The sequence below is a fragment of the Roseibium sp. SCP15 genome (assembly GCF_040329435.1).
Taxonomy (GTDB): Bacteria; Pseudomonadota; Alphaproteobacteria; order Rhizobiales; family Stappiaceae; genus Roseibium.
The window spans coordinates 888,199-908,162 of the sequence record NZ_JBDZYI010000003.1 but is presented as its reverse complement, the minus strand read 5'-3'; the positions used below and the strand labels follow the sequence as shown (position 1 = coordinate 908,162).

The window sequence follows — 19,964 nt, the reverse complement described above, 5'->3', positions numbered from 1 at the left end:
AACCTCAATTCAGACTTCAGGCGTTCGCTGCACTCTAGCAATCTGGAAGGAAATGTAGAGGGAAAATTGGGAGTTAACGTAAATGTGTAGCCCGCACTATTGTGCGCGGGCTGCATCTGATCTTGGTTTGACTGACGCTTTTACGCCTTGGCGCGGCCTTCTTCCACCGCATCCAGAATAAACTTCGGCAGTGCGAATGCAGCTGCATGGACGTCGGGTGTGTAGTAGCGGGTCCCAAACCCTGCATCCTCGAAGCGCTGTTCCAGAACCTGCACGGCCTGCCGGCGAAGCTCCGGATTGTCCGTCGCCCAGCCAAGCGTCATGTGACCGCCGAAATAGGTCGGGATCGCCGCGATGTAAGCCGCGGCATCCTTGAAGATGCGCGAGAAGCGTTCGACGCTGGTGACCAGCTCGTCCTTCTGCAGGAACGGAACACCGTTCTGCGTCACCAGGACACCGCCTGGTGTCAGCATGCGGTGGACATTGCGGTAGAACTCTTCTGAAAAGAGCACTGCACCGGGACCATGCGGATCGGTACTGTCGACGATGACCACATCGAAACGGCGCTCGGTTTCGGCTGCGAATTTCATACCGTCGGCAATTACCAGTTCAAAGCGTGCATCTTCCAGGACACCCTGGTTGAAGTCACCGAAGTGTTCCTTTGAAAACTCGACGACCGAAGCGTCGATTTCCACCTGAACCAGCTTTTCGACTGAAGCGTGTTTCAACACTTCTTCGGCAAGTCCGCAGTCGCCGCCGCCAACGATCAACACGTTCCTGGCAGCGCCATGAGCCAGGATCGGCACATGAGACATCATTTCATGGTAGATGAACTCATCCGCGGTGGTGACCTGCGTCACTCCATCCAGCATCAGAACCTTGCCGAAGACAGGGTTCGAAAAGAGCACCAGATCCTGATGCTCTGTCTTTTCCTGATAAAGGATTTCGTCACAGCTGTAGCTGACCTGAACCCCCGGATAGAGGGTTTCGTTGAAATTCAGGCCCTCGCTCATTCCGCTGCTTCCATTGTGTGCGGCTTTGACAGCTGATTGGCCACTTCGCGACCGCGAAGCAGTTCTGACACGGCGGTTTTGCCAGGATTGAAGGCCCTGCGCAGCACTTCGACGCATTTTTCAGGCTGTGCGTCGCCGCACATGAAAACGTCAAAGGCAGCATAGCCGGCTTCCGGCCAGGTATGCACGGAAATGTGGCTTTCCGCGAGCACCGCTACACCCGAAACACCCGTCGGTTCGAACGGATGTAAATGGATGTGAAGCAGTGTTGCACCGGCTTCTTCCACACAATTGCGCAGCGCCTGCTCAACATGAGGCAGGTCATCCAGCTTTTCAGCATCATAAAGGTCAATGATCAAATGCGCACCAGCGCAGTGGACCCCTTCCTTTTGAATGAAGTGATCCAGGCGGTCGTCTGCATAAACGCCAGCGGCCGCGGTCGAAACGTTTTCTTCCTTCTGGGTGGTGCTTCTTGGCTCGGCAACGCAATGTGCGTCTTCTGCTACACGAGCCTCCAAGTCCATCCCCAGTTCGAAGAGGGCGTTGCTTTCCATATCGCTCTCCCAAACCAGCAGATGTACCCGGTGTTATTTCCGGAGCGCACTCCTTACAGAAAGAAGTGTTTAATCTCAATGGGAAATCTGCAAAATCTTTCTACAAAATTTGCGTGCCTGCCATGATTGACCGGCAGGCGCGAGTTTGGAAAGCAAAACAGTGCGCCATATGAAAGGGTTAGCCGTGCCGGTCGAAATCAGAAGCTTAACGGGTGAGGAGTTGAAACAGGCTCTGAACGATCTCGCCGGGCTCAGGATCAAGGTCTTCAGGGACTGGCCGTACCTTTATGAAGGATCCATGGACTATGAGGAGAAATACCTGCAGCGCTACGCCGAAACAGAAGGGGCGCTGATCGTTGGAGCCTATGATCGAGGCAAGCTTGTTGGTGCGGCCACAGGGGAGCCGCTGGGTGACGAATTCGAAGCGTTCCGAACTCCGCTTGAAGAACGTGGTTTTGACCCGGGCGATATCTTCTATCTTGCGGAATCTGTTCTTGATCCGGCCTATCGGGGCCAGGGCATTGGTCACCGGTTCTTTGACGAACGCGAGGCGCACGCGAGAAAACTGGGATTTTCCCAGTCGGTATTTTGTGCGGTCATTCGCCCGGACGATCACCCGATGAGGCCATCGGACTACCGGCCTTTGGATCCATTCTGGCGCAAGCGCGGATACGAAAAATTGCCGGACGTCGTTGTGACCTTTCCCTGGCAGGACGTGGGGGAAGATGAAGAAACGGAAAAGCCAATGCAGGTGTGGTACCGCAAGCTGTAGTCGCACGGCTTTAAGGGACGGAAATTGTTCAACCTGAAGGTCCGGGATTTCAGGAACATTGTGCATGCGAAGTGGTGTTTGAGCGGGAAATGTTCTGCTCTTTCACAAGATTTCCGCGAGCCCTGCTGTTCCAAATTGTCAACAAAAGGCAGCCGCCTAAACTTCAAACAGTCGTTATTTCAAGTGACAGGCAAGCGTTTGACGCTATCATCTTCCAATCTTGTTTGGCTTTGGAGGGGCCCACGATATGAATCAGGCGGAATATGAGGTGCGCGGTGCGCGAGTGAAGGCCAGCCGGCGCGATCTACTCTATGTCAGCCTGTTTCTGTTTCTGGTCACCTGGGGAACCGTTCTTTGGGGAGAAAAGATCCACGCGCAGGAAATGCGCCTGATCACTTCACCGTGGCCTCCATCCAATTTTCTGGACGAAAAAGGGGTTCCGACCGGCATCAGTGTAGAAGTCGTCGAAGCTCTCAAGAGAAAACTGGAAATCGCGACGCCGGTTGAAGTCATTCCTTGGGCGAGGGGATATCTGATTGCCAAGTCTGAGCCTAATGTTCTGTTGTTTACAGCAGGGCGCACGCAGGAACGGCTGGACATGGGATTTCAATTTATCGGCCCTGTGGTCATGTGGACCCATAGCCTCATGGCCAAGAATGGGGCGATGCGGCAACTGAAGGACCTTGATGCTGTCAGGACACAAAACCTGACCGTCGCCGGTGTTCGCGGGTCCTGGCAAATCCGGCTGTTGGAAAAGGCCGGTATCCAGACTGTGGAGACCGAGAGCCAGCAGACCGGAGTCAAGATGTTGCTTGCCGGGCGGGTCGACCTTTGGGTCACCTCCCGCTTGCAGGCCTCCGCCATTTTGCAGGATCTCGGGTTGCCCGCTGATTCCGTTTCCTCTGTCTACACCGTTCGCCAGTCGCCTTCCTACCTGATGGTGTCCAACGGCACGAATCCTCAACTGGCCGAAGCATGGCGCAATGCATATGAGGGCCTGAAGCAGTCGGACTTTTTCGACAAGGCGGCGGAAAAATGGAGCCAGGAGCTAGGTATTCCGCTTCGTTTCAGTCCGAGCGACGGCTTCTACGCCGACGCGCCGAACAAGGACACAACGGCATTCTAGGCCGCTGCGTAAAGCGCAGTTCGGGGTGTGTCCACGCCAAAGACGGAGTGTCTGACCAGATTCCCCGGTGTGTATGGAGTGGCTAAAGTTTCTGCAGACTTTCTTCCAGAAACAGCACGACCTTTCGAATCTGCTCTTCGCGCTCCTTCAGTTCGCTGATCTTTGCACCTATGACGTTTTTCGCCGCCTCCATGTCACACGATCCTTCCGTTGCGTTGACGATGTCCTGAAGGTCGGCAATCGACATTCCAGCATCGCGTGCTCTGGTCAAAAACTCGAGCTGGAAAAGATTGTCTTCGGGGTAGTCCCGGTAATTGTTTGTTGCGCTTTGCCCGGGCCGGGATCTGATCAATCCATTGCGTTCATAAAAGCGGATCGTGTCACGGGTTACGCCTGATCTTTCGGCGAGTTCACCGATTTTCATCTAAAATCTCCAAACCATGGACAATGGTCTATTGTTTTCTCTCTGACTATGGTTACATAGGGCAAGATCATTGAAAGTCCATTCGCCTGATATAACAGGCTGCGGAAAGGTAAAATATGTCAAAACGCATCGTCATTGTGGGCGGAGGCTATCTGGGTGCCGAACTTGCCAAGGCCCTGGAAAATGACGCTCAGGTCACGTTGGTCGAACAGGCGGACCACTTCGTTCACGCCCCGGCCATGATCCGGGCGGTTGTCGACCCGGCTCTTCTGGACCGGGCTCTGATCCCTTACGACAGATTGCTATCGAACGGCGAGGTTCTTCATGGCCGTGTTACGGAAGTGGATCATGCCGGCGTCACGCTGAGTGACGGTCGCCGCGTGGAGGGGGACTACATCGTTCTGGCGACCGGCTCGACGCACATCTCGCCATTCAAGCCTGTGGGCGGAGATATTGAGGCACTGCGGCAAGCAAACCGGCAAGTGCATGAACAGCTGTTGCATGCAAGGTCGGTTGTCATAGTCGGTAGCGGTGCCGTTGGGATTGAGCTTGCGGGGGAGATTGCCCACGCAATGCCTGAAAAGAAGATCATGCTTCTATCGGACAAGCAGGCGCTGCTTCCGGAAATGCCCCGGAAGCTCGGCAGGTCGTTGGAAGCCAAACTGAGAGCTGAGGGTGTCGAGATCGTCTTCGGAGCGCGTGCCGCAAACCTTCAAAGCACGAGCGAGCCTCATGCCGGCACCATTCAGCTGGACAACGGGCAGAGCATCAGTGCCGATATCGTCTTTCCCGCCATCGGCTCGAAGGCGAATTCTTCCCTGCTGGAGATGCTGCCGGATGTTAGGAAAACGGCCGCAGGCCGTATCGCGACAGACGGTTGGATGCGGCCGTCGAGCCTGGAAAATGTCTTTGCAGCAGGAGATGTTGCTGAAAATGGGGATGCCATGACCATCGTTGCTATCGCCCGGCAACTGCCGTGGTTGACGAAGACATTGAAGGGGTTGGTCTCAGGAAAAAATCTCGTTGACATGAAACCGTATTCACCGTGGAAAAAGGCACCGATCCTGCTGCCGCTCGGACCTCACAAGGGAAGTTCCTTCCTGGTGCTCTTTACCGCCGGAAACTGGGTCACGAGCAAGATCAAAGGGCTGGATCTTTTCCTGACCAAATACAACAAGAGCTTCGGCCGGAACCAAAGCGCTTCGTAAGAGGACCTAGTCACCTCTCGGGGTCGATAAAACATCGATCCCGAGAGATGTGGCTGTGACCTATTTGAGTGACCAGCGGATCGTGACGTTGGCGCCGATGGTTTCCTCGCCGGCCTCGATCGGAACGGCATCTGCCTTTGCCATCATCATGCCCTCGGCGCGCATCATCAGCGGGCGGGGCATCTGGGTGCCGGTCTCGGTGATCGTCATGATGCTGCCGAGTTCCACGCCTGCAGCGCTGGCAAAGATCTCTGCCTTGTGGCGTGCGGCTTCAACCGCCTTCTTGCGAGCTTCATCCAGTTTCTCTTGCGGGTCGCTCACCTCAAAACGGATGCCATCGACCGAGTTCGCGCCGCTCTCCACGACCAGGGTCAAAAGTCCGCCAAGCTTGGCCAGATCCCGCACGTTTACTTCCACGCCATTGCGGATCTCGTATCCGATGATGTTGGGCTGGCGGTTGGAACCGTCGGTGATCCGCTCATAGCGCGGATAGATGCCGAAACCCCGGGTTTGAATATCCTTGGCTTCGATACCGGCCCCCTTGATCGCATCGATGACCTTCGTAATTGACGCGGAATTTTCGGCCAGCGCCTCAGCTGCGGTTTCAGCGGTGGTGACCACATTCGTGGTGATGACGGCCATATCAGGGGCGACGGAAACGGTTCCTCGGCCTTCCATGGTGATGCTGCCGGTTTGTGCGAGGGAAGGCTGATCCTGGGCAACAGCAGGGGCAACAGTCAACATCGCCGCCGAGAGGCCAACGGCGAGCGCGATGTTGCGGGCAAACGACAAGGGACGGTTGGGCAATACAGAAACAATGGATGTCATGGAACAAATCCTTTTCAACTGTTTGTTGTTTGCCGCGAAGATTGTCTCCCATTGCGGCAGGGATAAGGCTTGCCGGTTCAGCTTCCGTTCATTTTCAAGGACTTGAGCGAAAGCGTTAGCTATTGCCTTCACTGCTTGTGTCTTTGTGAAACCCGACGTCGCCGGTTTCGGAAAGCAGGACAGCAATAGGGCGCGAGCCTTCGAAGCGGGCACAGACGATGACGATCATCACTGTCAGCGGTACGCACAGCACCATGCCGACAACACCCCAGACTGCGCCCCAGAAGGACAGGGAGAGCATGATGACCAGTCCGGAAAGATTGAGGTTCGAGCCCATCAATCTTGGCTCGATCAGGTTGCCGACGGTAAACTGAATGAGGCCGAGACCGGTCACGATTGCAAAGAAGGGCGCCAGATTGTCGTAATAAACGACAGCCAGCAGGCTCGGGAAAATGACCCCGATCAGAGAGCCGATGGTTGGAATGTAGTTCAGCAGGAAGGCAATGAAACCGAACAGCGCCGCATAGGGAAGGCCGATGGCGATCAGTATCAGGCTTGTCAGGGCACCGGTCGCAACGGAGACGGCGGTCTTGATGGAAAAATAGTGCATGATCGAGCGGTTGATTTCCGCACGGATCGCAAAGGCGGCCTGAGCCCGTTCAGGCGATGCGAAAAGGCGTTCGAACTTGCGGTCGAAGGTGGACTGTTCCAGCACGAGAAACAGCACATAGATGAACACAAGGCTGGCTGAGCCGGCGAGAGCGGTCACCACGCTGGCCCCTGCCGTGACCATGCGCGGAACCACCGAGTCCGGGAACAGATCCTTGAGTTCCACGGGATCGTTCAGGTTCAGATGCGAAGTGACCTGATTGAAAAGCTCTTCAAGCCGTCGCTGGTAGGTCGGGGCGTCCTGCGCCAGTTGGGTGAGATTGACCGTCACGATGTCGAGCACCACGGTGGCGACTGCGAAGATCGTCAGGAGTGCCATCGTAAATGAAATGAACCCGGGCAGGCGCCAGCGGCCGATCGGGATCTGCTCAAAGACATGCGCCAGGGAGTTGATCATGTACCAGACGATGAGGGCGATCACGAAGGGAAGAAGCAGCGACCGGCCGACAACCAGCAGCCAGCCGATCAGACACACAAGCAGCACGCTCAACGTGACGGAAAGAAGCGGTGATCGCATGACGGCTCCGGTAAGTGATTCAGGCGCTAAGTTGTTTTGAACATTTAGACCTTATGCGAGCTGCAAACGGAACCGGTTTTTACGGAAGGACAGACTTGATCGACCGTTCGAACCTCTTCGGGCAACTTTCCAAGACCTTTTTGAGCTTCCTGTCGCAAAGCACTTGCCCCGGAATTTTGCCGTGGTATAGGGAAACGTGACGCGCAACTGCCACCTTTTCCCGGCAATGCGCTGTGGGCCTGTAGCTCAACTGGTTAGAGCCGTCCGCTCATAACGGATTGGTTGGGGGTTCGAGTCCCTCCGGGCCCACCATTTCTCTCATTCTACGTGCTTCTCTGTTATTTTTCACTGAGAAAGCGGTCATTGGGCGATGCTGCTTGCTGACCGCGAGTTTGTCTGTCCATGTGAGAGCGTTAGCGAACCATCGTCAAGCGATCCCAATCTGCATAGTTCGGGGATGCTTCCCGGCGGATTTCACCCTGGTAACCGTATTCGACCATGTGAACCATGACGGAGTTTCCGTTCGTCAGGATCACCGCGTAGCTCTCCGGCAGGTCGGAGCCGCTCAGCTTGCTGTCGTGACCGAAATCCGGCCAACCGGCATGGTTGGTGCCGCGCGGGGCACTGAACGGAATACCTTCGAGGGATCCCGACAGAGGCAAGTGACAGTGGCCATGGAAAATATGGCGAATTTTGGAGTTGTGGCGCGCGACGACCCGCGCAAATCCTTCACTGTCCTGAAGCATGATCCTGTCCATCGGCGCAATTCCGATGGGAACCGGATTGTGGTGCATGAACAGATAGACTGGCCCTGGCAATTCGGCGAGCTTTTGGTTGAGCCAGGATTGCCGTGTTTCACAGTAGAACCCGGCATGGGAATCCGGACCCCATGTGTCGAGCAGGAGGCCAGTGCCATCCGGCAAGTCGACTACGGCCTGAACGAAACCGTTTTCATCAGCGTTCTCGGGAAAGACCGACAAAAAGACTTCCCGGTTATCGTGATTGCCGATGCAAAGATGAACAGGAACATCCACTCCGGCGAGCATCTGCTTCAGGCGTTGGTAGTCATGCTCATCGCCCCAATCGGAAAGGTCGCCGGTAATGACTACGGCGTCTGCGTCGGGGTGATGCGATAGCGCGTGGGTCATTGCCTTCAGAAAGTTTTCGTTCGGCTCCCGACCGCCAATGGTCTGGCCCGGTTCGGTCAAATGAATGTCCGTGAGTTGAAGAAGCTTCATCACTTCCTCCCCTTGTTCTGATTTGAATGGAAAACGCCGCCCGGGCAACCGGGCGGCGTCGGAAGGAGTGGTGGATCAGTTTGAAGGAAGCAGGTCTGAAACTTCTTCGTCGAGCTGCTCCTGCAGTTCGGCCATGTCGTCGTATTCACCTGTGACGATGCCTTCGATACCGTCGTAGATCACCTGTGTGACAGCGAGGCCGTTGTCACCCGGATAAGCTTGCCAATCGCGCAGCAGCGGCAGCTGGCGCACGGCGGTCTCCTTGTTCGGGTTCTGCTGATAAAAATCGGCCAGGATGACTTCGTTGGCTGCCTTGTTCGGCGGCATGTAGCCGGTGGTGCGGGCAACATCCGCCGCACCTTCACCGGAGGTGATGAATTTCAGCCATTCCCAGGCAGCATTCAGGACTTTCGGGTCTTCTGAGGACGAGACGAGCATGGCAGCGTTGCCGCCCGCCGGCAGGCCTTTCGGGCCGGTAGCCTCAATGCCCGGGTATTCGTTGGTCTTCAGTTCAAAGTCGCCCTTGGCCCGCTCAACAGCGCCCAATGCGGATGTTGACCAGAACATCATGCCGATTTCACCGGCGGAGAAGGAGGCCAAAGCCGCTTTCCATTCGATGTTCTGCATGTCACAGCCGCGGAAGATGTTTTTCATCGTCTCCAGAGACTTCAAACCTTCATCGGAAGAAATCTGGAACGCGTTGCCTTCCATGGTGGCTTTGTCCTGAGACCACATCAGCGCCTGCAGGAACCAGTTGCCGGTGATGTTCCAGCCCCAGAACATCGGGTTCTTGACCCCGGCCTCGTGAAGTTTGCCACAGACTTCAACGACTTCATCCCAGGACTTCGGCAGGTCGGCCGTTGAGGTGATGCCGGCCTTCGCCATCACATCCATGTTGTAGTAGCCGACCGGCAGGGAAACAGAAAACGGCAGACCGTAAATGTCGTCGTTGAACGTGCCGAGCTTCAGCATGGCATCGTGATAACCGTCTTTTTCGAAGGTCTCTTCCTTCAGAATGAACGGCTCCAGCGACTTGGCAATTCCCTTTTCGACGAGGATTGCCTGGCGGTTCAGGCCCTGCATCGTCACATCCGGAAGCGTACCGGCAACAGCTTCGCGCAAGATGGTGTTGGTGCCATCTTCATAGGATTCGTAGGTCGCGCGGATCTTGACCTCGATGTTGGGGAACTTCTCGTTGAACTTCGGCAGGATCTTTTCGTAGGTCACATCGAAGAGATGCGAATAGGGATAAGCGAATTCGATGGTGACTTTGTCTTCTGCGTGAACAGCCGAAACTGACAGCAGCATTGCTATTGCGGTGAGGGTCTTTTTCATGGAACTCTCCGTCTGTTGCCGTGGGAGTGGCTGGTCGCCAAACTCGTCCGCTCCCGGTTGATCCCATCTCGGGATTTCGGTGATGGGGCTGCCGAAAGGCGGCCCCGCAATTCCTTGTTTCCGGTCTCTGTCTTCCGCCGGCCTATTTCATGCCGGAAAGCGTGATGCCTTCGATGAAACGCCGCTGTGCGATGAGGAAGGCCACGATGAGGGGAGCAACGATGATGGTTGCGGTTGCCATCATCGGACCGAAATTGTCGCCATCCGCATCGCCCTTGAACTCCCGCAGACCAAGTGGCGGCGTGAACAACGAGCGGTCACCCGTGACGACGATCCGCGGCCAGAAATAGTCGTTCCAGTGTGCAACGACTGAAAAGATGGCAAAGGCAAGAAGCGCGGGGATCGCGGTCGGCAGCATCACATTCCAGATGATGGAAAACTCGTTCATGCCATCCATGCGCGCCGCATCGATTAGATCATCGGGAACGGTCATAAAGAACTGACGCATCAGGAAGATGCCGAAAACCGAAATCGTCCAGGGGATGATCAGCGCTGCGTATGTGTTCGTGAGGCCGACCTTGGCCAGCATGATGTAGAGCGGCAGGGCGATCGCATGAACCGGGATCAGCAGGCAGAAGAGCACCAGACCAAAGACGGCTTCCCGGCCCCAGAACCTGAGTTTGGCGAGCGCATAGGCGCAGGGCAGGGCAACCAGAACCTGGATGAAGAATATGGATGCCGTGACAACGACGCCGTTGAACAAATACCGAACCAGCGGAGCTTTCTCGAACGCTGTTGTGTAGTTGTAGATGACCGGTGTCACCATGCAGTCGGCGATGTCCTTCCCGAGTTTGATGCAATAGTCATCACGGAAAGGGGCCTGGGTGCCGAAAAAACCTCCGACGTTCTGCATGATCTCGGCCGGGCTTTTGAAGCTGTAGCTGATCATGACATAAAAGGGCAGAAGCACGATGAGGCTTCCGAAGATCAACACGACATGCTTCAGGGTTTCCGTCGCAGAAAACCGAAAGGCGGGCAGGTCGACAGAAGCGGCAGCGGTCTGGGTTGCGTCGCTCATGTGTAGTGAACCCTTCTTTCCACCAGCCAACGCTGGGCGAGAGTGAGAAACATGACAAAGGCCAGGAAAACCACGGTGATGGCAGCGCCAATACCCATCAGGTTCTGCTGGATTGCCTTTTCATAGATCGCGAACATCATCACGTAGACGGATTTCGATGGACCGCCGCCTTGCGGATAAAATGCCTCGACCGTGTCGAACACCTGGAAGGAGCGGATGAAGGAAATCGTGACGACGAAAACGGTGGTCGGGCCAAGCATTGGCCAGGTGACCAGTCTGAAGCGATCCCAGGCGCTCTTGGCGCCGTCCATTTCGGCAGCCTGATAGAGCTCCCGCGGCACGGAGGTGAGGCCTGCAAGGTAGAGCACCATGTTGAAGCCGAATCCCTGCCACACGCCGATGAAGGCAACTGTCCAGATGGCATAGTCCCGGTCGGTCAGCCAGAGCGGGAAGCCTCGATCGCAGCCATGTGCGTACCAGCTCCAGGCTTCCAGCAATGTACCGCAGCCGCGTTCGAGGGTGGAATTGACGATCCCGATCGTGGGGTGAAAAGCAAACTCCCAGACGATTGCCATGGCAATCAAAGCGGCCATTACCGGCAGGAAGTAGATCGTCTTGTAAAGGTCGCCGAAACGCCGTGTGGAGTTGATCAGAAGCGCTGCACCGAGACCCAGGCCGACGGAAAGGGGCACCACCACAAAAACATAACGGAAAGTCGCGCCGAACATCTTTTCATAGGTCGAGCGTGTGAAGATTTTCTCGTAGTTGGTCAGACCAACGAATTCAGCCCCGGGATTGCCCAGACTGTAGCTGGTAAAGCTCATCACGGTTGCAATACCGATCGGCAAAAGCAGAATGACGAACATCAGGAAAAGCGCCGGGCCGACAAACCAGTAATGCGCTCTGGAAGCAGGCATCAGGCCACCTCCGGTACAGCAGCCGAGGTGTCATCCGTCAGGTCAATGCGCTTGCCGGCCTTGTCGAACACCATGGCAACGCCGTGGAGGCGTTTGAAGGCGATGTCAGTGCCTATTGAAACCGGGACGCCTTCAACAGGAGTTGCCCGCACGACCATGCGATGGGCACCATCCTGAAGGCTGATGTGCAGGTAGATGTCAGCGCCAAGGTTTTCCTTGTGCACGACGCGGCCTTTCAAAGCTTGCTGATCGGTGTGGTCGCACACGGACAGATGTTCGGGGCGCAGGCCCAGAGTGATTTCGTCAGACGCTGTATGGGCGACGCGGGTCAGAACAACGCCACCGCAGCAAGCGTGACCACCTGAATCGAGATGTCCCGGCAGCAGATTGATCTTGGGTGCTCCGACAAACTCCGCAACCCGAATATCGCGCGGGTTGTTATAGATTTCGTCAGGAGTGCCGAGCTGCAGGATGTTTCCGTCCATCATCACGGCCATCCGGTCGGACATTGTCAGCGCTTCTGCCTGGTCATGGGTGACATAGACAAACGTCGTTTGCAGGGACCGGTGGAGTTCGGCAAGTTCGGCGCGCATGTGGATGCGCAGTGCAGCGTCCAGATTGGACAACGGTTCATCCATCAGAAACCCGGCAGGCTTGCGTACCATTGCCCGGCCGAGCGCAGCGCGTTGCCGCTGGCCGCCGGAAAGCTGTCCCGGCTTGCGCGCAAGAAGATGATCGATTTTCAGAACCTTGGCTGTGTCCTCAACCTGCCTGACAAGCGCTCGATGTTTGGACCTCGCCAGCAATGGTCCGGCAATCGGAAGTCGCTCGGTGAACGACAGATCGCGCAAACGGAGCGGGGTCATCATGTTCTGGGCAACGGTCAAATGCGGATAGAGCGCGTAGGACTGGAACACCATTGCCAGGTTCCTGTCGGCCGGCCGCATCTCGTTGACCGTATTACCATCGATGACGACCGTGCCGGAGGTCGGTGCTTCAAGACCTGCCAGGATCCGCAGAAGAGTGGACTTTCCACACCCCGAGGGGCCGACGAGAGTGAGGAATTCCCCAGCTTCGATGTCGAGGTTTATCCCCTCGAGCACCGGTGTCTCGCCAAATCTCTTTTCTATCGCCCTTAGTGAAATCGACGCCATGAAACTGCCCTCGTTGTTGCGGGCAATCTAGTGAGCCTCATTGAAGCGTCTGTGACGTAATATTAGCGTCGCTAATGGAGGCTAGAGTCTTCCATGAAATCCAACATGGAATTGTCATGAACGCGTCCCCCAACCCCTACCAAATTAAGGCATTCACATTTGTTGCTCGCGAAAGAAGTTTTTCCCGGGCCGCCCACTGCCTGAATGTAACGCAGTCTTCGGTTACCCAGCATGTGGCGAAACTTGAGAACCAGATGGGAACGCAGCTTTTCATCCGGCGCAGAGAAGGGGTCGAGCTGACGCGCGCGGGGATCGAACTGTTCAAGATTACCGACCGGCTGGCGACACTCGACCAGTTGGTAATGGAAAAGATAAATGACTACAGCGCATTGTCAGAGGGAAACATCCGCCTGATCGCCAATGCACCGCGTCCTGCCATGCCGATCATCGCGAAATACGGCGAACTCTATCCGCACGTGCAAATCGACTTCACGCTGTATGACTGGACCTCCGCCATGTCTCTTTTGAATGAGCGACAGGTGGATATGGCCATTGTGACCGAGCCCTCCGACAGCGAAACGCTTGTGACACATGAACTCAGAAGATCCAGATACATGGCGCATATGCGCAGCGACCATCGATTGGCGAAAAAGGCCGTCCTCTCGTTAGAGGAACTGCAGTCGGAAACTCTGGTCCTGCCAGGGGATGGATCGCTGACGCAAAAGGTCGCTCAGTCCAAAATCAGGGAATACGGGCTGAAGTTTCCACGTGTTTTGAAAACAACGACCTTTCCGATGGTCAAGGAGGCGTTGCTTCACAATCTTGGTGTTGGTCTTCTATTGGAAAACAGCATGTATCCTTCTGACAAACTCGTTGCCATTCCGGTTGAGGAAATGCCGGAGGACTATCGCGATTGCGTGGTCATTCCGCGCGACAAGAAGGACCTGCGCCTGATCAAGAGCTTTCTCGGGGTCTGTGTTGAAGCGGTTGTTTCAGAAGAAAGCAACTCTGTCGGGTCCTGAAGAGCAGGAAGGCAAGCATCCTGGACAACGTGGTCGGGCCAGCCTGTGTCTCCCGTCGGACTGACACTGTTTCCGCAAGGAGGGGGAGGGGCTCGCCATCATCGTTGTTGGTCAACGATATCTTGTTGGCAGCGGGAGCGGGGCTGCCGGTGACCCTCCGGTGAACATTCGGCTATTGCGCGAAGTCACGAAAAGAGTTGGAGGGTCACGGATCGTTTTTGAATTTAGCCGCCGAAGTCATCCAGCATGATGTCTTCGCGGTCGACGCCCAGTTCGAGCAGCATGTTGATCACCGACTGGTTCATGATCGGAGGACCGCACATATAGAATTCGCAGTCTTCTGGAGCCGGATGATCCTTGAGGTACTCGTGGTAGAGCACGTTGTGAATGAAGCCGGTGTAACCGGTCCATTCATCCTCGGGCAACGCATCCGACAGGGCCACATGCCATTCAAAATTGGGGTTTTCGGCAGCAAGCTGATCGAAATCTTCGACAAAGAACATCTCGCGCTTCGAACGAGCGCCGTACCAGAAGCTGATCTTGCGCTTTGAATTGAGCCGCTTGAGCTGGTCGAAAATGTGACTGCGCATCGGTGCCATGCCGGCGCCACCACCGATGAACACCATTTCCTTTTCCGTATCGCGGGCGAAGAATTCGCCGAATGGACCGGAAATCGTGACCTTGTCGCCAGGTTTCAGATTGAAGATATAGCTCGACATCTTGCCCGCGGGGATGCCTTCCGAGCCCGGAGGCGGGGAGGCGACGCGGACATTCAGCATGATCATACCCTTTTCCTCAGGGTAGTTGGCCATGGAATAGGCGCGCTCAACGGGTTCGTCCACGACCGACTCATATTGCCAGAGGTTAAACCTGTCCCAGTCCTCGCGGTATTCTTCCTCAACGTCAAAGTCGGTGTATTTGAGCTTGTGTGCAGGTGCTTCGATCTGAATGTAGCCACCGGCACGGAAGTTCACGTCCTCGCCTTCGGGCAGTTCCAGAACAAGCGCCTTGATGAAGGTCGCCACGTTCTCGTTCGAACGGACAGTGCACTCCCATTTCTTGACGCCGAAGACCTCTTCGGGAACTTCGATCTTCATGTCCTGCTTGACGGCTACCTGACACGACAGGCGGTCGCCACAAGCAGCTTCGCGCTTGGTGATATGGCTTTCCTCTGTCGGCAGGATCGATCCGCCGCCGGAGAAAACCTTGACCCGGCACTGAGCACAGGTGCCACCGCCACCACAGGCGGACGGGACGAAGAGTTTTTGCTCCGCCAGCGTCTGCAGCAGCTTGCCGCCGGCAGGCACGGAGATGGTCTTCTCGCCATTGATATTGATGTTGACGTTGCCGACGGAGACAAGCTTCGACCGGGCGGCGAGGATGATCGTGACCAGCCCGAGCACGATCAGGGTAAAGAGCAGTATGCCTAGTCCAAATGTGGCCACAGGGCTCTCCCGTTACAGTTTGACGCCGCTGAAGGACATGAAGGCAAGAGCCATCAGACCTGCAGTGACAAAGGTGATGCCCAGACCCTGGAGGCCTTCCGGAATATCTGAGTATTTCAGTTTTTCGCGGACACCGGCCATAGCGGTGATTGCCAGCGCCCAGCCAAATCCGGACGAGACACCGTAGGTTACCGACTCGGCAAAATCGTAGTCGCGCTCCACCATGAAGAGCGAGCCGCCGAGGATCGCACAGTTCACGGTGATGAGCGGCAGAAAGACGCCCAGCGCGTTGTAGAGCGGCGGGAAGTACTTATCGAGGACCATTTCCAGGATCTGCACCAGAGCCGCGATGACGCCGATATAGGAGATCAGGCCAAGGAACGTGAGGTCAACATTGCTGAAACCTGCCCAGGAGAGGGCGCCGGGAGCAAGCAGATAGGTGAGGATGAGGTTGTTGGCAGGGACCGTGATCGCCTGAACAATCATCACCGAAATGCCAAGGCCGATGGCCGTGGAAATCTTCTTCGACACGGCAATGAACGTGCACATGCCCAGGAAGAACGAAAGCGCGAGGTTCTCGACAAAGATTGCCTTAACGCCAAGAGAGAGCAGATGTTCCATCAATGAGCTTCCACTACCTGGATCTTGTACTCAGGCTCTTCTGTCTGTTCTGGTTTCCAGGTCCGGAAAGCCCAGATAAGCAGGCCGATTACGAAAAACGCTGACGGCGGCAACAACAGAAGACCGTTGGGGACGTACCAGCCGCCATTGTTCACGGTCTCAAGAATGGTGATACCGAACAGGCTGCCGGAGCCGAGCAATTCACGAACAACACCGACCAGCATCAGGATCAATCCGTAGCCGAGGCCGTTGCCGATCCCGTCAATGAAGGACGCGATCGGAGGATTTTTCATGGCGAAGGCTTCAGCGCGGCCCATGACGATACAGTTTGTGATGATCAGTCCGACGAAAACCGACAGGGTTTTGGAGATTTCGTAGGCATACGCCTTGAGGAACTGGTCAACCATGATCACCAGCGACGCGATGATCACCATCTGCACGATGATGCGGATTGCGCCAGGGATCTGATTGCGCAGCATCGAGATGAACATCGATGAAAAAGCCGTCACCACCGTCACGGCGAGTGCCATCACGAAGGCCACCTGCAAGGACGAGGTCACCGCGAGAGCCGAACAGATCCCGAGAACCTGCAAGGTGATCGGGTTGTTGTCGACCAGCGGATCGATCAGCATGCTTCTCTTGGTCTGCGCCATCAGATCTCTCCTGCCTGCAGGTTGGCCAAGAAGGTTGCGTAGCCTTCTTCACCCATCCAGAATTTCACGAGATTGTCGACGCCGCGAGACGTCAGCGTTGCTCCGGCAATGGCATCAACGTGGAATTCAATGCCGGCCGGCGGCGGAACCTTGTCGACTGTGATCTGAAGGTCGCCGTTCTCATCTCTCAGTTTCTTGCCTGTCCAAAGAGCTTTCCAGCGCGGATTGTCGACCTCGGCACCAAGGCCCGGGGTTTCGGCGTGCTGGTAGAACTGAAGGCCGAAGATGTCGTTGCCGTTGGCTTCCAGGGCGACAAATCCGTAGAGAGTGGACCACAGCCCGTAGCCATGCACGGGCAGGATGACCTTGTCGATCGATCCGTCACCCTTGCGCAGCAGATAGACAGTCTTGAAATTCGACTGGCGGCCAATGCCGGCAGGGTCATTGGTCAGGGCACGGCTCAGCTCAGGATCTCCGGCTGCTACCTGCTCGTCGAACGTAGCCGGATCAAATTCAGTGGTGAACTTGCCGGTGGTCAGATCGAGAACATGCGGTTCGAAGGCCTGGAAAGCTTCGCGAACATTGGTGCCGGGTTCATAGACGCCAGCGACCTGAAGAATGTTGATGCGCTTGTCGCGCAGTTTGTTTTCTTCCTGGATCGGTCGCAACGACACAGCCGTTGCCGACACGATCATCGATGCCACCAGGCACAAGGTTACCGCGACGAACAGGGTTTTCGGAACCGAGTCCGGGGGCATGTCCAGAAAACGTCGCACGAAGCCTTTGTTCTGGCCCTTTTCCAGTTGTCCGTTTTCTTCAGGCATTTCGTTTCGCCCTGCGTTTGATGTTTGCTTGCACCACGAAATAGTCGATCAATGGTGCGAAAACGTTACCGAACAAGATCGCCAGCATCATACCTTCGGGGAAGGCCGGGTTAATGACGCGGATCATCACAACCATGAAGCCGATCAGCGCGCCATAGATATAGCGGCCGACATTGGTATGGGATGCCGAGACCGGTTCCGTCACCATGAACGCCAGGCCGAAGGCGTAACCGCCAAGCACAAGGTGCCAGTACCAGGGCATCGCAAACATCGGATTGGTGTCCGATCCGATGAAGTTCAGCAGGGCGGAGAAGCCGATCGTGCCTGCAAGACAGCCGACGATCAGGCGCCAGTTGGCGATTTTGGTAATGAGCAGGAAGGCAAGGCCGATCATGCAGGCCAGGGCAGATGTCTCACCGATGCTGCCTTGAATGGTGCCGAGGAAGGCCTCCATCCAGCTGATGCCGTTTGCAGCAAGGTCCTTGTAGCCTTCGGAAGCGGAAATGGAGAGGGCCGTTGCCCCGGAGAAACCGTCGACCGGCGTCCAGATCGTGTCCCCCGACATCTGTGCGGGGTAGGCGAAATAAAGGAATGCGCGGCCGGTGAGCGCCGGGTTGAGGAAGTTCTTGCCGGTGCCGCCGAAGACTTCCTTGCCGATCACGACGCCGAAGGAAATACCAAGAGCGACCTGCCAGAGCGGTGCCGAAGCCGGCAGGATCAGCGCGTACAGCATGGACGTGACCAGGAAGCCCTCGTTCACTTCATGCCCGCGCACGGTCGCAAAAATGACTTCCCAGATGCCGCCTACCACCAGCGTGGTGATGTAGATTGGAAGGAAGTAAAGGAGGCCGTGAACGAAATTGGCAAACGGGTTCGTTGGGTCGAAGCCAATTCCCATTGCCTCGATCAACCACGCCCGCCAACCGGTCGGGTCATAGGTCGAGATCGCGGAGTTGACCTGAAAGCCAACGTTGTAGAGGCCGACCAGGATACAAGGGATCGTCGCAATGACCACATAGGTCATGATCCGCTTCATGTCGACATAAGAGCGCGCATGCGGAGCGGCTGTGGTCACCGTTTTGGGAGTGTAGATGAAGCTTTCCACCATCTCGTAGACGGGGAAAAGTTTCTCGTATTTGCCGCCCTTTACGAAATGAGGCTCGATGCGGTCAAAGAAGCTGCGCAGACCCAAGACCTAGCCCTCCTTTTCGATTTTGGTGAGGCAGTCGCGGAGCGCAATGCCATATTCATACTTGGCGGGGCAGGCAAAACCCACCAGCCCCAGATCTTCTTCGTCCAGCTCCAGGGCGCCGAGCGCCTGCGCCTGATCCGTATCCATTACAAGCAGGGCACGCAACAGCTGAGTGGGCAGAAAGTCCTGCGGCATAAGTTCTTCAAAGGTGCCGGTAGGAACCATCGCACGCCGTCCGCCGTTCAGGTTGGTCGTCAGGGCGTAGAGCTTCTTGGAGAATGCAGAGCCAAGTACAGGTTGGAAAGCATATTTCGATGGCATCGGACGTATCCAACCCATCGGGATCTGCTTGTGATCCTCTTCGATCAGCGTGATCTGCCGCGCGTAACGGCCAAGATAAGCGCCGTGACCTTCGCCGAGACGTCCGCTGAGAACCGACCCGGAAATCAGGCGAACAGGAACGTCCCCGGAAATTTCCCCTTCAGATAGCTCGGTCATCGAAGCACCGGCAACGGTCCGTACGAGACGTGGCTTCGCGCACAGGGGACCGGATAGGGCGACAATGCGCCTTGGATCGTAGCAGCCCGTTTCAAGCAGGCGACCGATTGCGATCACGTCCTGATAACCGATGGTCCAGATTGTCTTTTGCGCGCTTGGAGCGTCAAGGAAGTGAATGTGGGTTCCGGCGAGGCCGGCCGGGTGAGGTCCGGAGAACTCTGCTGCCTCGATGCCGTTCATGTCCTGACCTGGAACGGACGTACCGGCTTCGGAGCACAGGTAAGTCTTGCCTTCGCTCAGAGACTGAACAGCTTCGAGACCCTTTTTGAAAGCTTCGCCACTGTCGGCAATGACCACGGCAGCATCAGGCGACAAAGGTTCGGTGTCTATTGCCGTGACAAAAATGGCTGCTGGCTTCGTCGCCGGATCGGGAACTTTTGAATATGGACGCGTGCGGAAAGATGTCCACAGGCCGGAGGCACACAAACGCTCGACGAGCCCGGTCGAAGTGGTGGCATCACCGACGCCGGAGAAGTCCACTGGCTCGGCAGCAGAGGAATCAATCTCGATTTCGACACTGATCAGGACGCGTCGTGCGCCTCGGTTGATCGCCTTGACACGGCCCGAAACCGGTGAGGTGACCATGACATCGGGCGTGTCTTTGTGGAAAAGTACCGGTGCGCCGACGCCTACAACATCACCTTCCTGAACAACCAGCCGCGGTTTCAGACCGATGTAATCTGCAGCAATAACGGCAGCTGTCCGAATCTCGCGTTCGTCACTGATCTCTTGAACAGGCGCTCCCGTTACAGGCAGATCAAGACCTTTTTTGAGCTTAAAGCTTTGCACGCATCTGGCCTCCAGAATTCGACAAGC

20 protein-coding genes and 1 tRNA gene are annotated in these 19,964 nt (G+C 56.2%); 5 read left to right on the top strand and 16 right to left on the bottom strand.

Going from position 1 to position 19,964, the window contains the following annotated elements; genetic code table 11:
- Nucleotides 1-140: 140 nt before the first annotated feature.
- On the bottom strand, nucleotides 141-1,013 hold the full coding sequence (speE, locus tag ABLO27_RS18225) for a polyamine aminopropyltransferase (protein ID WP_353034486.1): 873 nt from the start codon (nucleotides 1,011-1,013) through the stop codon (nucleotides 141-143).
- Nucleotides 1,010-1,567, bottom strand: coding sequence for an adenosylmethionine decarboxylase (gene speD / locus ABLO27_RS18220; RefSeq protein WP_353034484.1), 558 nt, complete (start codon nucleotides 1,565-1,567; stop codon nucleotides 1,010-1,012). Before speD ends, speE begins: the two co-directional genes overlap by 4 nt.
- A 169-nt stretch (nucleotides 1,568-1,736) precedes the next feature.
- On the opposite strand from speD, the gene ABLO27_RS18215 reads away from it, so the two are divergent.
- Together ABLO27_RS18215 and ABLO27_RS18210 are read left to right on the top strand one after the other, a co-directional pair.
- A complete protein-coding gene (locus ABLO27_RS18215; RefSeq protein WP_353035064.1) occupies nucleotides 1,737-2,339 on the top strand; it encodes a GNAT family N-acetyltransferase in 603 nt (200 codons plus the stop codon).
- Between the two features lie 247 nt (nucleotides 2,340-2,586).
- Nucleotides 2,587-3,465 carry a substrate-binding periplasmic protein gene (locus tag ABLO27_RS18210; protein WP_353034483.1) on the top strand — a complete coding sequence of 293 codons (879 nt, stop codon included), beginning with the start codon at nucleotides 2,587-2,589 and terminating at the stop codon, nucleotides 3,463-3,465.
- 82 nt (nucleotides 3,466-3,547) lie between these two features.
- Here ABLO27_RS18210 and ABLO27_RS18205 read toward each other — a convergent pair whose 3' ends face one another.
- Nucleotides 3,548-3,889, bottom strand: coding sequence for a MerR family transcriptional regulator (locus ABLO27_RS18205; RefSeq protein ID WP_353034481.1), 342 nt, complete (start codon nucleotides 3,887-3,889; stop codon nucleotides 3,548-3,550).
- Nucleotides 3,890-4,005: 116 nt separating this feature from the next.
- Here ABLO27_RS18205 and ABLO27_RS18200 point away from each other — a divergent pair, with 116 nt between their 5' ends.
- On the top strand, nucleotides 4,006-5,097 hold the full coding sequence (locus ABLO27_RS18200; protein ID WP_353034479.1) for an NAD(P)/FAD-dependent oxidoreductase: 1,092 nt from the start codon (nucleotides 4,006-4,008) through the stop codon (nucleotides 5,095-5,097).
- A gap of 60 nt (nucleotides 5,098-5,157) precedes the next feature.
- On the opposite strand, the gene ABLO27_RS18195 is transcribed toward ABLO27_RS18200, so the two are convergent.
- Both ABLO27_RS18195 and ABLO27_RS18190 read right to left on the bottom strand, forming a co-directional pair.
- Entirely contained in the window at nucleotides 5,158-5,925 is a 768-nt protein-coding gene (locus ABLO27_RS18195; RefSeq protein WP_353034477.1) for an SIMPL domain-containing protein, read from the bottom strand.
- 115 nt (nucleotides 5,926-6,040) lie between these two features.
- Complete coding sequence (locus ABLO27_RS18190; protein WP_353034475.1) at nucleotides 6,041-7,111, bottom strand: AI-2E family transporter; 1,071 nt, start codon at nucleotides 7,109-7,111, stop codon at nucleotides 6,041-6,043.
- A gap of 235 nt (nucleotides 7,112-7,346) precedes the next feature.
- Here ABLO27_RS18190 and ABLO27_RS18185 point away from each other — a divergent pair.
- Nucleotides 7,347-7,423 (top strand) — tRNA-Ile (locus ABLO27_RS18185).
- A gap of 101 nt (nucleotides 7,424-7,524) precedes the next feature.
- Here the strand turns inward: ABLO27_RS18185 and ABLO27_RS18180 are convergent.
- From ABLO27_RS18180 to ABLO27_RS18160, 5 genes are all read right to left on the bottom strand, one after another.
- Nucleotides 7,525-8,349, bottom strand: a complete 825-nt coding sequence (locus ABLO27_RS18180; RefSeq protein WP_353034473.1) for a phosphodiesterase — start codon at nucleotides 8,347-8,349, stop codon at nucleotides 7,525-7,527.
- Between the two features lie 75 nt (nucleotides 8,350-8,424).
- The gene (locus ABLO27_RS18175) at nucleotides 8,425-9,684 is read right to left on the bottom strand and encodes an extracellular solute-binding protein (RefSeq protein ID WP_353034471.1); all 1,260 of its coding nucleotides are present in this window, start codon (nucleotides 9,682-9,684) and stop codon (nucleotides 8,425-8,427) included.
- Between the two features lie 142 nt (nucleotides 9,685-9,826).
- Nucleotides 9,827-10,762: a carbohydrate ABC transporter permease gene (locus tag ABLO27_RS18170; RefSeq protein ID WP_353034469.1), complete on the bottom strand. Its 936-nt coding sequence runs from the start codon at nucleotides 10,760-10,762 to the stop codon at nucleotides 9,827-9,829.
- Nucleotides 10,759-11,679 carry a carbohydrate ABC transporter permease gene (locus ABLO27_RS18165; protein WP_353034467.1) on the bottom strand — a complete coding sequence of 307 codons (921 nt, stop codon included), beginning with the start codon at nucleotides 11,677-11,679 and terminating at the stop codon, nucleotides 10,759-10,761. Before ABLO27_RS18165 ends, ABLO27_RS18170 begins: the two co-directional genes overlap by 4 nt.
- A complete protein-coding gene (locus ABLO27_RS18160) occupies nucleotides 11,679-12,833 on the bottom strand; it encodes an ABC transporter ATP-binding protein (protein WP_353034465.1) in 1,155 nt (384 codons plus the stop codon). The genes ABLO27_RS18165 and ABLO27_RS18160 overlap by 1 nt, the downstream gene beginning before the upstream one ends.
- A gap of 116 nt (nucleotides 12,834-12,949) precedes the next feature.
- Between ABLO27_RS18160 and ABLO27_RS18155 the strand changes: the two genes are divergently transcribed.
- Nucleotides 12,950-13,855: a LysR family transcriptional regulator gene (locus tag ABLO27_RS18155; RefSeq protein ID WP_353034463.1), complete on the top strand. Its 906-nt coding sequence runs from the start codon at nucleotides 12,950-12,952 to the stop codon at nucleotides 13,853-13,855.
- A gap of 224 nt (nucleotides 13,856-14,079) precedes the next feature.
- On the opposite strand, the gene nqrF is transcribed toward ABLO27_RS18155, so the two are convergent.
- Genes nqrF through ABLO27_RS18125 form a run of 6 tightly spaced genes read right to left on the bottom strand, consistent with a single transcriptional unit; the run spans nucleotide 14,080 to nucleotide 19,937 of the window.
- Complete coding sequence (gene nqrF, locus ABLO27_RS18150; RefSeq protein ID WP_353034462.1) at nucleotides 14,080-15,300, bottom strand: NADH:ubiquinone reductase (Na(+)-transporting) subunit F; 1,221 nt, start codon at nucleotides 15,298-15,300, stop codon at nucleotides 14,080-14,082.
- A 12-nt stretch (nucleotides 15,301-15,312) separates the two neighbouring features.
- Entirely contained in the window at nucleotides 15,313-15,921 is a 609-nt protein-coding gene (gene nqrE / locus ABLO27_RS18145) for an NADH:ubiquinone reductase (Na(+)-transporting) subunit E (protein ID WP_352940608.1), read from the bottom strand.
- The gene (locus ABLO27_RS18140; RefSeq protein WP_353034460.1) at nucleotides 15,921-16,574 is read right to left on the bottom strand and encodes an NADH:ubiquinone reductase (Na(+)-transporting) subunit D; all 654 of its coding nucleotides are present in this window, start codon (nucleotides 16,572-16,574) and stop codon (nucleotides 15,921-15,923) included. Before ABLO27_RS18140 ends, nqrE begins: the two co-directional genes overlap by 1 nt.
- Nucleotides 16,574-17,398, bottom strand: coding sequence for a Na(+)-translocating NADH-quinone reductase subunit C (locus tag ABLO27_RS18135; protein WP_353034458.1), 825 nt, complete (start codon nucleotides 17,396-17,398; stop codon nucleotides 16,574-16,576). Before ABLO27_RS18135 ends, ABLO27_RS18140 begins: the two co-directional genes overlap by 1 nt.
- Complete coding sequence (locus ABLO27_RS18130) at nucleotides 17,391-18,590, bottom strand: NADH:ubiquinone reductase (Na(+)-transporting) subunit B (RefSeq protein WP_353034456.1); 1,200 nt, start codon at nucleotides 18,588-18,590, stop codon at nucleotides 17,391-17,393. The genes ABLO27_RS18135 and ABLO27_RS18130 overlap by 8 nt, the downstream gene beginning before the upstream one ends.
- A gap of 3 nt (nucleotides 18,591-18,593) precedes the next feature.
- Complete coding sequence (locus ABLO27_RS18125; RefSeq protein WP_353034454.1) at nucleotides 18,594-19,937, bottom strand: Na(+)-translocating NADH-quinone reductase subunit A; 1,344 nt, start codon at nucleotides 19,935-19,937, stop codon at nucleotides 18,594-18,596.
- Between the last annotated feature and the right edge of the window lie 27 nt (nucleotides 19,938-19,964).